This is a genomic window from Pseudomonas sp. COR18, from assembly GCF_048568395.1.
GTDB classification, from domain to species: domain Bacteria; phylum Pseudomonadota; class Gammaproteobacteria; order Pseudomonadales; family Pseudomonadaceae; genus Aquipseudomonas; species Aquipseudomonas fuscovaginae_B.
On record NZ_CP183808.1, the window covers coordinates 4,753,739 to 4,765,844 of the forward strand.

At 62.7% G+C, this 12,106-nt stretch carries 11 protein-coding genes; 7 read left to right on the plus strand and 4 right to left on the minus strand.

Annotation, left to right across the window (positions count from 1 at the left end; all coding sequences use genetic code 11):
- Positions 1-44: 44 nt before the first annotated feature.
- Together ACM62G_RS21780 and ACM62G_RS21785 are read left to right on the plus strand one after the other, a co-directional pair.
- A complete protein-coding gene (locus ACM62G_RS21780) occupies positions 45-1,367 on the plus strand; it encodes a sigma-54 interaction domain-containing protein (RefSeq protein ID WP_419735531.1) in 1,323 nt (440 codons plus the stop codon).
- A gap of 125 nt (positions 1,368-1,492) precedes the next feature.
- On the plus strand, positions 1,493-2,290 hold the full coding sequence (locus tag ACM62G_RS21785; protein WP_419735532.1) for a GNAT family N-acetyltransferase: 798 nt from the start codon (positions 1,493-1,495) through the stop codon (positions 2,288-2,290).
- Between the two features lie 49 nt (positions 2,291-2,339).
- Here the strand turns inward: ACM62G_RS21785 and ACM62G_RS21790 are convergent, their stop codons facing one another.
- Both ACM62G_RS21790 and ACM62G_RS21795 read right to left on the minus strand, forming a co-directional pair.
- Entirely contained in the window at positions 2,340-2,795 is a 456-nt protein-coding gene (locus ACM62G_RS21790) for an RES family NAD+ phosphorylase (protein ID WP_054060251.1), read from the minus strand.
- Positions 2,792-3,241, minus strand: coding sequence for an antitoxin Xre/MbcA/ParS toxin-binding domain-containing protein (locus ACM62G_RS21795; RefSeq protein ID WP_419735533.1), 450 nt, complete (start codon positions 3,239-3,241; stop codon positions 2,792-2,794). Before ACM62G_RS21795 ends, ACM62G_RS21790 begins: the two co-directional genes overlap by 4 nt.
- A 238-nt stretch (positions 3,242-3,479) precedes the next feature.
- Here ACM62G_RS21795 and ACM62G_RS21800 point away from each other — a divergent pair, with 238 nt between their 5' ends.
- The 3 genes from ACM62G_RS21800 to ACM62G_RS21810 all read left to right on the plus strand — a co-directional run bounded on the left by ACM62G_RS21800 (position 3,480) and on the right by ACM62G_RS21810 (position 7,258).
- Positions 3,480-4,421 (plus strand): hypothetical protein, encoded by a 942-nt coding sequence (locus ACM62G_RS21800; protein ID WP_419735534.1) that lies wholly within the window; start codon positions 3,480-3,482, stop codon positions 4,419-4,421.
- Positions 4,418-5,353, plus strand: coding sequence for a hypothetical protein (locus ACM62G_RS21805; protein WP_419735535.1), 936 nt, complete (start codon positions 4,418-4,420; stop codon positions 5,351-5,353). Before ACM62G_RS21800 ends, ACM62G_RS21805 begins: the two co-directional genes overlap by 4 nt.
- A 405-nt stretch (positions 5,354-5,758) precedes the next feature.
- The gene (locus ACM62G_RS21810) at positions 5,759-7,258 is read left to right on the plus strand and encodes a sensor domain-containing diguanylate cyclase (protein WP_054060255.1); all 1,500 of its coding nucleotides are present in this window, start codon (positions 5,759-5,761) and stop codon (positions 7,256-7,258) included.
- A gap of 12 nt (positions 7,259-7,270) precedes the next feature.
- Here ACM62G_RS21810 and ACM62G_RS21815 read toward each other — a convergent pair whose 3' ends face one another.
- Positions 7,271-8,737 (minus strand): MFS transporter, encoded by a 1,467-nt coding sequence (locus tag ACM62G_RS21815; RefSeq protein ID WP_419735536.1) that lies wholly within the window; start codon positions 8,735-8,737, stop codon positions 7,271-7,273.
- 214 nt (positions 8,738-8,951) lie between these two features.
- On the opposite strand from ACM62G_RS21815, the gene ACM62G_RS21820 reads away from it, so the two are divergent.
- Both ACM62G_RS21820 and ACM62G_RS21825 read left to right on the plus strand, forming a co-directional pair.
- Entirely contained in the window at positions 8,952-9,566 is a 615-nt protein-coding gene (locus ACM62G_RS21820) for a biliverdin-producing heme oxygenase (protein WP_419735537.1), read from the plus strand.
- The gene (locus tag ACM62G_RS21825) at positions 9,563-11,809 is read left to right on the plus strand and encodes an ATP-binding protein (RefSeq protein WP_273822526.1); all 2,247 of its coding nucleotides are present in this window, start codon (positions 9,563-9,565) and stop codon (positions 11,807-11,809) included. Before ACM62G_RS21820 ends, ACM62G_RS21825 begins: the two co-directional genes overlap by 4 nt.
- Positions 11,810-11,846: 37 nt before the next feature.
- Here the strand turns inward: ACM62G_RS21825 and ACM62G_RS21830 are convergent, their stop codons facing one another.
- Complete coding sequence (locus ACM62G_RS21830; protein ID WP_081006064.1) at positions 11,847-12,008, minus strand: DUF2986 domain-containing protein; 162 nt, start codon at positions 12,006-12,008, stop codon at positions 11,847-11,849.
- Positions 12,009-12,106 lie beyond the last annotated feature (98 nt).

The following is a 12,106-nucleotide window of genomic DNA, read 5'->3' on the forward strand; positions in this document are numbered from 1 at the left end:
GCGCGCGAGCTGTATTAAGCTGCGGCCTTCGCCCCGGAGTCGCCATGAACCTGATTGCCACCGATCTCTCCCAGCCGGACATGCAGGCGCTGGTGTCCTACCTCGAACACGACGTTCAGCCGACCATCGTCCTCGACACCGACTACAACATCGTCGCGGCCAACACCGCCTACCAGCGCCAGTTCGGCGTCGCGGGCCGGCCCCATGTCGGCGCCAAGTGCTACCGGGTGTCCCACCAGTTCGCCGTGCCCTGCGACCAGGCCGGTGAGCACTGCCCGATGCGCAAGGCCTTCGATACGCGCCTGCCCGAACGGGTGTTGCACATCCATCACACGCCGCGCGGACCGGAGCATGTCGACGTGGAACTGCGCCCGTTGCTCGGTCGCCAGGGCGAAGTGGTGGGTTATGTCGAACGGCTGAACAGCGTCGCGGTGGCGGCGGCGCAGCCCCAGCATCAGGGCCTGGTGGGGCGCTCGGTGGCGTTCAAGGAGGCACTGACCGCACTGCAGCGGGCGGCGCCGTCGCCGATTCCGGTGTTGTTGCAGGGTGAATCGGGCACCGGCAAGGAGCTCTTCGCCCGGGCCTTGCACGAGGGCAGCCCGCGGGCTGGCGGCCCACTGGTGGTGGTCGACTGCACCGGCCTGACCGAAACCCTGTTGGAGAGCGAACTGTTCGGTTACGAGAAGGGCGCCTTTACCGGCGCCCTGCAGCGCAAGATCGGCCTGGCCGAAGCGGCCCACGGCGGCACGCTGTTCCTCGACGAGATCGGCGAGGTGCCGTTGGTGATGCAGGTCAAGCTGCTGCGGCTGATCGAGTCCGGCAGCTTCCGCCCGGTGGGCAGCCTGCGCACCGTGCATTCGGACTTCCGCCTGGTCTGCGCCACCCACAAGCCGCTCAAGGACATGGTGGCGGCCGGCAGTTTCCGCCAGGACCTGTTCTATCGCATCAGTGCCTTCCCGATCCGCCTGCCGGCCTTGCGTGAGCGCAGAGATGACCTGCCGCTGTTGATCGACAGCCTGTTGCAGCGCCTGGCCCCAGGCGCGGTGCCGCGTATCGATCCGCAGGCGCTGCGGGCCCTGACCCTGTATGCCTGGCCGGGGAACATCCGCGAGTTGCGCAATGTGCTGGAACGGGCGCGGTTGTTTACCGACGATGGAGTGATTCGGGTACAGGACCTGCCGGCGGAACTGCGCAACGAGACTCCCGTGGCTCTCGTGCCGACCCGTCGTCGGGGGCGCAGGGACCTGGAGCAACTGGCCCATGCGCTGGAGGTATTCGAAGGCTCGCGCAGTGAGCTGGCGAAGGAGTTGGGGATGAGTGAGCGGACGTTGTATCGGCGGTTGCAGGCGTTGGGGGGGAATGCCTGAGCCCGTCTCCAGGCCGGTAACGCAGGGGTATGCCGGGCTCGCCTGGTGGAGCCCGCCTCCCTTACGGGCCCGTCCTGATAGCCCGTCTAAGCTGATGGGTATTCACCTTTCTTGCAGGTAACCAGATGAGCGTGCCCGAAGCCATTGAGTCTGTCGAACAATACATCTTCATGTGGAAAGTGCTGGCCGGCGACCGTTGTGGCGCCGACCTGTCGGAGCAGCCAGGGCTATCGCTGTGCTGGGCCGACAGCCCTTTTTCGTTCTGGAACGCGGTATTTCTCAACGAGCAAATTACTGACGAACAGCTGTTGCGCGAGCGCCTGCGGGCCGGGGCCGCCTACCTGCGTGCCCGGCGCCAGGACGGCCTGGTGTATGTCTGCGAGGATTACCTGGGCGGTTCGGCCCGCCAGGCGCTGGAATCGATTGCCGCTGAGGAGCGATTGTCCTTTGCCCTGGACATCATGGGCATGGTGGGTGACCTCCTGCCATTCGAGCAATCGGCAGGGCACCCGCTGCTGACCTTCGAGCGGGTCCGGGATGAAGTCGCTTTGCAGCATTACGCCGATATCAACAGTGAAGGTTACGGCTCCCCCCTCGACGCCGGGCGCGCGGGGCTGGCAGGCTCGAATTTCTGGAAGCAGGAGGCCTTTGCGTTCATCGGCTACCAGGACGGCCGGCCGGTGTCGACGGCAGCGGCCATCGTCAACCGGGGGCAGCTCTACGTGGCCCTGGTCGCGACCCGGCCCGACGCCCAGCGCCAGGGCTTCGGCGAAGCCACGGTGCGCCACGCCCTGCAGGCGGCCCATGAGGCGACCGGGTTACGGCGTACCACATTGCATGCCACTGATGCGGGACTCCCGGTTTATCTGCGGTTGGGATACCACCGGACCACTCGGTTTATTACCTACGGCTTGGCTCCCTGACGGGACTTGTTGGAGGGAGCCGAGGGAGGCTCCCTGCATGAAAGGCCAATCAGCCTGTGTGAAATTTCTTGAGCAGGCGGTTATCCAGCCTGAATGTTTCGCTGCTTAAAGTAGCCTTCGTCGACTCCTGGTGCAGCGGATTGAACAGGTAGTTTTGGGTATGCGGCATGATCACACTGGGGACCGGCATCAGCAGTGCCGGGCTACTCAAGAGAAAGGTATCTCCCAGTTTCTTAGTGTAGCGCAGGTCATCAGCCCATTCTGCCTTCAGCGTCGGTGGCTGCCACTGGCTGGCATCGTCCGCGATCTCCACCTTGAGCAATTGCAGGGTTTGTGGGAAATCCTCCTGATCCACCTCCAGATGGACCAGAATTTCCAACATCGCTCCGGCCGGCGTCCCGGCCAAGTAGACCACCGGCCTGCCGGCTGAGTGCCAACGCCCGCTGGCGAGCAGGCCACCACGACCACTCAGGTCGGCAAACGCACTGATTCTCCAGAGGATCAAAAGCTAAAACCCTCTGCCAGTTGAATCAGCATCTCCTCGACCTGGCGGGTGCCCTGGATGGTCGAGAACATCGCCATGGGACTGCTGCCAGAAAAGCGCTCCTTGGGTTTGGACAACCAGCGCCTGGCCTTCTGGTCATCGCCGAAAATGGCAGAGGCCATTGCGGTGATATGCGCGGCACGGAACAACCGATCACTCTCGTCGACCGTCAACTTCTGTTCCTTGGCGATCCGCGTCTTCAAGGTTTTGAGCGGGATGATCCGGTCGCGCTCCAGCGGCGTGACGTCGCCTTGATCGCAGAGCTTCATCAACCGTTCGGCATCGAAACCGAACTGGATCATCTCGTGAATCTCCAGATCGCTGGCGTCGGTCGGAATCTGCAGCAGGTACTCCAGGCGGCTCCGATAGACCCCATAGGTGGGTTCCCGCATCACTTCGGCCAACATGAAACACCTCCCGAAACTATCGGCATTTGCCATATTGTAGCCGGCAAATGCCGGATATTGGAATGTTTCGGTGATGAGCGTTGATGTCTGGCACTCCAAGGCAGCTTGAGCAATGGGTCACATTCGACGGCCCAGTTTGCAGAAAGCGCTAGGCGCAGCCTCTCCGTGCATTGCACTATCCCCACTGTTTTTGTTATGGGCGCCCATGCGGGCGCCCGGTTTACCGGGAAACCAATTAGTGAACGGGCTTGTTGTCATCACTACCTACTTCAACCCCTGCGGCTACGCCACCCGCCGGAGCAACTACGACCTGTTCATTGCCGGCATGCGCCGGGCCGGGGTGACCTGCATCACCGTCGAATGCGCCTTCGGCGATGAACCCTTCGAGCTGCCACCGAGTCTGGACGTGATCCAGGTCCGCGCCCGCACGCTGCTCTGGCAGAAGGAGCGCCTGCTCAATCTGGCCGCCTCCTGGCTGCCAGGCAGTTGCCGCCATGTCGCCTGGCTCGACTGCGACATCCTCTTCGACAACCCGTCCTGGGCCCGCGACCTGGTACGTGTGCTGCACGAGTATCCGGTGGCCCAGGTCTTCGAAAGCTGCCTGCGCCTGGAGCGTGGCAACGTCGAGGGTGCCACCGCCGATATCGCGCATTCCTTCGCGGCGGTCATGCAGCGCCAGCCCGACAGCCTGGACGCCGGCCGCTATGATCTGCACGGCCACACCGGCTACGGTTGGGCCATGCGCCGCGAGATCTTCGATGAAGTGGGCCTCTACGAGTGCGCCGTCTCCGGCAGCGCCGACCACTTCATGGCCCATGCGATCTTCGACGACTACAACTTCTGCATCCGCAACGCCCTCAAGCACGACCCGCGGCAGATCGATCACCTCAAGGCCTGGGGCCGGCGCTTCCACCAGCGCGTCCAGGGTCGCCTCGGCGTGGTGCCGGGGCGCATCCGCCATCTGTGGCACGGCGATGCCGTGAACCGCCGCTACTTCCTGCGTATGCACGACATCACCGACCTCGGCTTCGACCCCTGGACCGACTTGCAGATCGCCCCCGGCGCCCCGCTGGAATGGGCCGAGGGCATGGACAAGCCGGGGCTGCGGCAGTATTTCGCCAACTACTTTGCCAGCCGTCGCGAAGATGGCCATCAGGCGCTTCAGGAGAACCCTGCATGAACGAGTTCCATAACCCGGACCTGGACGATGCCATCGCCGAATTGAGCGACGTGCTGGCAACCCTCGAACAGCGCGCCCGGGACAACGAACGCGCCATCGACAAACTGGCGCGCCAGCGCAAGGCCTACCTGACCCAGGTGACCTATGACCTGCTGCCGAAGCTGTCCGGCAGGGTCTTGGCAAGGCTGCGCGAGCAGGTGCCGGGGTTCGTCACGTTGCAGGTGCAGGAGAGCTTCGACAGCCAGCGCAAGTTTCTCGGGCTGTTTGCCAGCAGGGATTACGCCCACACCCTGGCACTGTTGCAGACCCGGCTGGCCAGCCACCTCGACCAACTCCAGTATGCCGGGCTGTGCGAGCGCGACGACGAGATCGGGCAGGTGGCGGCGCAGCGCGACGGGCTACAGGCCCAACGCAAGGCGACCGGGGAACTGCTGACGTTGCTGCGACAGGCCAGGCAGCAGGGCGCGCCGTTGCCACCGCAGGTACAGGAGCAGGTTCGGCATTTGGCCTCGCTGGCCCGGGCGGCTCGCCGGGACGATGACCGGCCATATACCCCGGATCGGGATTATTCGTCCTCGTCGCGATACGCCAATGAGCCGGGTCGCACGACGACGGTGGACGATCGGTTGCCGGGAAGCCGGGACAATCCGCTGGATCTGCTGATTTACTGGGCGACGGATGTCACGACGAGCTTGCGGACGCTGGTGCTTGATACGGTGGAGGAGGCGAAGCGTGACGTTGAGGCGTTTGGCCGGGAACTCAGTGGCGAGCCGAATGAGTCGGGGCCAGCGGAATCGAGGGATTCAGGTTCGTCGCCGTCCTCTTCGGTGGGGGATTCGGTGGTGCCGGTTGCTGTGGCGGCAGGCGTGACGGCTGCGGCGGTGACGGGGGCGGTGATTGCCACGGATGATAGTTTGGGATTGTTTTCGTGAATGCAGCTATGGCCGGGAGCAGCTTTTGCGCAAGGCACCTGATACGCGTGACGCCGGAGCGTGGGTGCTCAGGTTGAGATTGAGGTCCTTGCCTGGTGCAAACACGCTGAACAGCCCCCAACGGGCGGACCCTACGGGGCCGTGATGGTAGAGGGCGGCGACTCAGGCATGTCCGGATGGCTGCAATTGAGGCGTGCTTCAGAGGCTTCCTTGTGCGACAGTTGTGATACATGTTTTTGTCATATTCTTGTCAGACAATCCTACGCAGGTCGGTTATAGTTTCAAAAGTATCGAACCAGTTAGTTATTTTAACCATGAATCAACTGATCGCTCAGTGGGAACCTGCCAAGGCCCGAGGGCACAAGCAGCCGGCCAGAGAAATCGGAATTTCCATCGGGTATTGACGTGAAGCGTGACATCCAGCTTGTTGTAGTTCTGTTGTCAGTGATCGGTTGTTCCCTTGCCTCTCTGGCCTTCTGGAAGGTGATCGCTTCCAGGGAACAGGCGCTGGATGAAATCAACGTTCATGGATTGAACCTGGCTCAAGCGCTTTCAACGTATTCGGAGGGCATCGTCAGGCAAAGCTCGCTTCTTTTACTGGGCCTGGTCGAGCGTCTGGAAACCGAGGGGATCGATTCTGCGCAAATTGAGCGATTGAACACCCTGGTCAGTCGGCAATTGCCGCTTATGCCGCAGATGAGCGGTATCACCATCTACGACAGGCAAGGTCGCTGGATGGTGTCATCCAGCCAGCCAATTCCGACCGGCCTCAACAGCAGTGATCGGGCCTTCTTCATTCACCATCGTGACGATCCCTCGCGGGAGCCCTTCATCGGCCCGCCCATTCGCTGCCGGTTGAAACAGGAGTGGGTGATCACCATTAGCCGCCGTTTCAATGATCGCAAAGGCGACTTTGCCGGGGTGGTGGCGGTCACCCTGGGAATTGAAAACTTCCTGCGGCTGTTCGGGGCTATCGATGTAGGGCGGGACGGCGCAATTGGCTTGTCGTATACCGACGGTTCGATACTGGTTCGTTATCCGTTTCGCGAGGAGGACATGGCGCGCAGCTTCTCGAACTCACCCATTCGGGAGAAGTATCTGGCTGATCGGAATGTGGGAAATGCCTCGTTCACCTCCAGCCTGGACGGTGTCGACAGGCTCTACGCTTTCCGTAAAAGCGAAACCCTGCCCCTGGTGACGACAGTCGCCCTTGGCAAGGATGAGGCGTTGGCTGCATGGCGTCTTGAAGCGATGCTGTCATTCATGGTGGTGGCCGGACTGTTGATGCTGACCGGATTCATCGGGGTGCTGCTGATTTGCGACATTCGTCGTCGCAATCACGTCGAGGAAGAGTTGCGGGTCGTGCAAAGCCAGTTGCTGGAGAAAAACCATCAGCTCGCTCGAATGGCGATGGATGACGCGCTGACGGGGCTCGCCAATCGGCGTTGTTTCGATGAAAGGCTGCTGGTGGAAGTCAATCGCGCCCAGCGGGACAGGACGCCGTTGGCGTTGCTGATGATCGATATCGATTACTTCAAGCTGTACAACGACAGGTATGGGCATCCTGCTGGCGACGCATGCCTTCAAACGGTCAGCGCTGTCCTTTCCACGTGCATTCGTCGCCCCTGCGACCTGCTTGCGCGTTATGGCGGCGAGGAGCTGGTGGTCATTCTGCCCAATACGGAGATCGAAGGGGCGTCGGTGGTCGCGCAACTGATGATCGAGCGCTTGAACCAGCACAATATCCCTCACGAAAGCAGCCCTGACGGCCATATCACGATCAGCATGGGTGTCACCGAGCTTCGGCAAGCCGTTGCGGATCCCCTGCAATCGTTACTCAACGCCGCAGACGAGGCGCTCTACAGCGCAAAGGAAGCAGGCCGGAATCGACTGGCGGTCTGTTGAGCTTCTGATCGTTCAATCATTCACCTGCGACAGTGGCCTGGCGACATGCTCCAGCGACCGCCGCTCTGCCGCCACACCCCAGATCGCCTGCACTGCTGCCGCGCCGATCATTAACGCCGCACCGATCAGATAGCCATACAGCACATTGGTCCGCTGCCCGGTCTCGATCAGCGCGCCGAACAGCGTCGGGCCGATCAAACCGCCCAGGCCGGTGCCGAAGGCGTAGAACACGGCGATGGCCAACGCGCGGATCTCCAGCGGGAAGGTCTCGGCCACAGTCAGGTAGGCCGAGCTGGCCGCCGCCGAGGCGAAGAAGAAAATCACTACCCAGGCGATGGTCTGTTGGGTGGCGTCGATCAGCTGCTGCTGGAACAGGTAGCCGCTCAGACACAGCAACACACCGGAAATCAGATAGGTGCTGCTGATCATGATGCGTCGGCCCACCACGTCGAACAGCCGTCCGAGCAGCAGCGGCCCGCAGAAGTTGCCGAGGGCGAAGGGCAGCAGGTACCAGCCGATCTGGGCCGAAGGCACGTGGTAGAAATCGGTGAGCACCAGCGCATAGGTGAAGAAGATCGCGTTGTAGAAGAACGCCTGGGCGGTCAGCAGGGTCAGGCCGACCAGCGCCCGGCGGCGGTGGTCGACGAACAGGCTGTGGAACACCTCGCGCAACGGCGTGTGATCACGGGCGTGCAGGCGCAGCGGTGGCTCCTGCAGCGCAGGCACCTCGATGCCGCGCTCGCGGTAATGGCGCTCGATCTCGGCGACGATGCGCTCGGCTTCTTCCGGCTGGTTGTGGATCATCAGCCAGCGCGGGCTTTCCGGGACCCACAGGCGCATCAGCAGGATGATCAGCCCGAGTGCCGCGCCGATGCCGAAGCACAGCCGCCAGCCGAGTTCGCCGCCGGCCACCGCCGGGTCGAGCAGCACCACCGAGCCGACGGCGCCCAGGGCGGCACCGATCCAGAAGGTGCCGTTGATGGTCAGGTCGACCCAGCCGCGGTAGCGGGCCGGGGTGAATTCCTGGATGGTCGAGTTGATCGCGGTGTATTCGCCGCCGATGCCGGCGCCGGTGAGGAAACGGAACAGCAAAAAGCTCCACAGGTCCCAGGAAAAGGCCGTGGCCGCTGTGGCGCCGATGTACAGGAACAGGGTGATGAAGAACAGCTTGCGCCGGCCGAGGCGGTCGGTCAGCCAGCCGAAGAACAGCGCGCCGAGCACCGCGCCGGCGATGTAGGCGGCACCGGCCAGGCCGATCTCGGTATTGCTCATGGCCAGGCTGTCCTTGAGCGCCCCGGAGACGGCCCCGGCCAGGGTCACTTCCAGGCCGTCGAGCAACCAGGTGATGCCCAGCGCCAGGACCAGCAAGGTGTGGAAACGGGTCCACGGCAGGCGGTCGAGGCGCGCGGGGATGTCGGTGCTGTAGCAGCGCTCGTCCACTGAGGCGCCAGCTGTGCCTTGCAGGGCTTGGGTCGTCATGGTCACTCCTGTTCGCTGACGGGGTCTCATAGCGATGGAGTTTTGCGTAGGCGGAGGAGTTCAAAAAATTCGCCTTTGTCCGACTCGGGTGCTGTCAGTTTTTCCGACAGGAAAAACTAACTATTGAGTCAGTGTCGTGGTCTACCGTGATAGATTGATTCGATTCGCCGCCACCTCCCCATGCCTCTCGGCGGTCCCATCAAGAGCGATCTAAATGCAAGCAACGGCCCGCGAAGTTCATGTACCCCCGGTTCTGCAGGAACTGCGAACCGGTACGGCCGAACGACATATCGCACTGGAAAAACGTCTTCCCTTTTTCTCCGATACTTTTGACTCCAATGCCTTTCAACAACTGATGCAGGCCTACTATGGCTTCTATCAGCCGCTGGAACAGGCCCTGCGCAACAGCAGCGCACTCCCTGACGATTTTGATCTCACCCCGCGCCTCAAGGCACAGACCCTGCGCGGTGACCTGCACAGCCTGGGGCTGTCGGCCGAGGCCATCGACCGTTTGCCGATCTGCCAGGCATTGCCGCGGATCGATTCCGGGGCCGCCTGCCTGGGCGTGCTGTACGTCCTGGAGGGAGCCACGCTCGGCGGGCAGATCCTGCGCCGCGAAGTGTCCAGGCGCCTGGGCATTGAGGCTGACAGCGGCGCGGCGTTTCTGCAGGTCTACGGCGACGCCACGGGGCGGCGCTGGCGCGATTTCATCGAGTACCTGGGCAGCCGTCCCCTGGACGCGGTCGAGCGCGAGGCCGTCGTCACGGCAGCACACTCCACATTCAGCCGTTTCGAGCACTGGCTCGAAAGCCGGGAGGTACTGGCATGAGCCCGCAAGATCAGGAAGCATTCGAAGAGTTGCTGGCCAACTGTGCCAACGAACCGATCCGTTTCCCCGGTGCCATCCAGCCCCACGGCCTGCTGCTGACCCTGGGCGAGCCGGCGCTGGAGATCATCCAGATCAGCGCCAACGTCGAAACCCTGCTCGGCCGTGCGCCGCAGACACTGATCGGCCAACCCCTGGCCAGCCTGATCGGCGACGAGCCCACCGCGGCCGTACGCGAAGCGTTGCAGCAACCGGCCTTCTTCGATGCGCCGCCGTTGTATTTCCACCTCAACGGCACCACGTTCGAGGGCTTGCTGCATCGGCATGATGGCGTGCTGATCCTGGAGCTGGAAATCCACGTCGAGAACTTCCGTTCCCTCAACGTGGCCGGCAACCAGACCCATCTGGGGCGGATGCTGCAACGGCTGCAGGCGGCGACGTCGCTGCAGGCGCTGTACGACATCTGCGTCAAGGAACTGCAGGCAATGACCGGTTACGACCGGGTGCTGATCTACCGTTTCGAGGAAGAAGGCCACGGCCAGGTGATCGCCGAAGCGTCTTCGCCGTCCATGGAACTGTTCAACGGGCTGTTCTTCCCGGCGTCCGACATTCCCCAGCAGGCCCGCGAGCTGTATCGCACCAATTGGCTGCGGATCATTCCCAATGCCGACTATGAGCCGGTGCCGTTGGTGCCCAGGCTGCGTCCCGACACGCAAGCGCCGCTGGACCTGAGCTTCGCGACCCTGCGCAGTGTGTCGCCGATCCACTGCCAGTACATGAAGAACATGGGCGTGCTGTCGTCGATGAGCATTTCCCTGCTCAAGGGCGACCAGCTCTGGGGCCTGATCAGTTGCGGCAACCGCCAGCCGCTGCACGTCCCGCACGAATTGCGGGTGGCCTGCCAGACCATCGGCCAGGTGCTGTCGCTGCAGATCAGTGCCATGGAAGCGCTGGAGATCAGCCGCCAACGCGAAGCCAAGGTCGAGGCCCTGGCGCGACTCAACCAGGCGATGGTCGACTCAGCGCAAGACGTTTTCGACGGTCTGGCCCATGAGCCACAGACCCTGATGAAGCTGGTCGATGCCGGTGGTGTCGCGATTATCGAGGGCAAGCAGTTGCACTGCCATGGCAACTGCCCGCAACCGCAGGACATCCGTGCCTTGCACCAGTGGTTGCAGGCCGGCGGTGAGCCGGTGTTCGCCTGCCATCATCTGTCCAGTGTCTACCCAGCGGCGGCGGGCTATCAGCAGGTGGCCAGCGGCGTGCTCGCCATGAGCCTGCCCAAACCGGTGGAAAACGGCGTGCTGTGGTTTCGCCCGGAGGTCAAGGAAAGCATCAACTGGAGCGGCAACCCACGCAAGCCGCTGGACCTGGAAAACACCGAGACTGGCCTACGCCTGCGTCCGCGCACCTCATTCGAGATCTGGAAGGTCGAGATGGCCGGGATCTCCACCAAGTGGAGCCATGGCGACCTGTTCGCGGCCAACGACCTGCGTCGCTCGGCGCTGGAGAACGACCTGGCCCGGCAGGTGCGGCGGGAGCAGGAGGCGGTACGCGCCCGCGATGATCTGGTTGCTGTGGTCTCCCACGACCTGCGCAACCCGATGACGGTGATTTCCATGCTCTGCGGCATGATGCAGAAGACCTTCAGTTCGGACGGCCCGCACACCTCGCGGCGCATCTCCACGGCCATCGACACCATGCAACAGGCCGCCGGACGCATGAACACGCTGCTGGAAGACCTGCTCGACACCTCGAAGATCGATGCCGGACGCTACACCATCAAGCCGCGCAAGCTCGATGTGGGGCAGATGTTCGAGGAGGCGCAATCGCTGCTGGCGCCGCTGGCGCGCGACAAGGACATCAGCATTTCCTTCGAGGCCGACCCCGACCTGCGTATCCATGCCGATCCCGAGCGGTTGTTCCAGGTGCTGTCGAACCTGGTCGGCAACGCGATCAAGTTCACGCCGCGTCTGGGTACGGTCGGGGTGCGCGCGCAGTCGTCCGGCAACGACATCGTCTTCACCGTGCGTGACAGCGGCGAGGGCATTGCCCAGGAACACCTGCCGCATGTGTTCAGCCGGTACTGGACGCTGAAGGAGGGCAACCCGACCGGTACCGGCCTTGGCCTGTACATCACCCAGGGCATCGTCCATGCCCATGGCGGGCAGATCGTTGCCAGCAGCGAGCCGGGGCAGGGCGCCGAGTTCCGCTTCACCCTGCCGATGTTCAAGGGGAGCGCCTGAGATCGGCAGCGGCGCGCTGACGCCCGATTGGCCTGGATCAGCTTTCGGGCGAAAGCGTTTGCGCCTGGCTGGCCTCTTCGGCCAGTTTCAGGCGGTCGGCCTTGCTGATGTATTTCGGCTTGTTCTTCGGCGCCAGTTTGGCGCTGGCCTTTTTCGCGTGGGCTTTGAGCAACTGGCTGATTTTCTTGCGGCGGTTCATGTTTCTGTTTCCTATTCCTTGTGGGAATGAAATGAATAAAAATTATAAATTTCAGTAATTATCTGCGTCGGCATAGAGTGGTTTCAAGATGAACGGAG

Coding starts and splice junctions, on each gene's coding strand:
- ACM62G_RS21780 (WP_419735531.1), top strand. CDS start 45: ATGAACCTGATTGCCACCGATCTCTCCCAGCCGGACATGCAGGCGCTG.
- ACM62G_RS21785 (WP_419735532.1), top strand. CDS start 1,493: ATGAGCGTGCCCGAAGCCATTGAGTCTGTCGAACAATACATCTTCATG.
- ACM62G_RS21795 (WP_419735533.1), bottom strand. CDS start 3,241: ATGTTGGCCGAAGTGATGCGGGAACCCACCTATGGGGTCTATCGGAGC.
- ACM62G_RS21805 (WP_419735535.1), top strand. CDS start 4,418: ATGAACGAGTTCCATAACCCGGACCTGGACGATGCCATCGCCGAATTG.
- ACM62G_RS21815 (WP_419735536.1), bottom strand. CDS start 8,737: ATGACGACCCAAGCCCTGCAAGGCACAGCTGGCGCCTCAGTGGACGAG.
- ACM62G_RS21820 (WP_419735537.1), top strand. CDS start 8,952: ATGCAAGCAACGGCCCGCGAAGTTCATGTACCCCCGGTTCTGCAGGAA.
- ACM62G_RS21825 (WP_273822526.1), top strand. CDS start 9,563: ATGAGCCCGCAAGATCAGGAAGCATTCGAAGAGTTGCTGGCCAACTGT.
- ACM62G_RS21830 (WP_081006064.1), bottom strand. CDS start 12,008: ATGAACCGCCGCAAGAAAATCAGCCAGTTGCTCAAAGCCCACGCGAAA.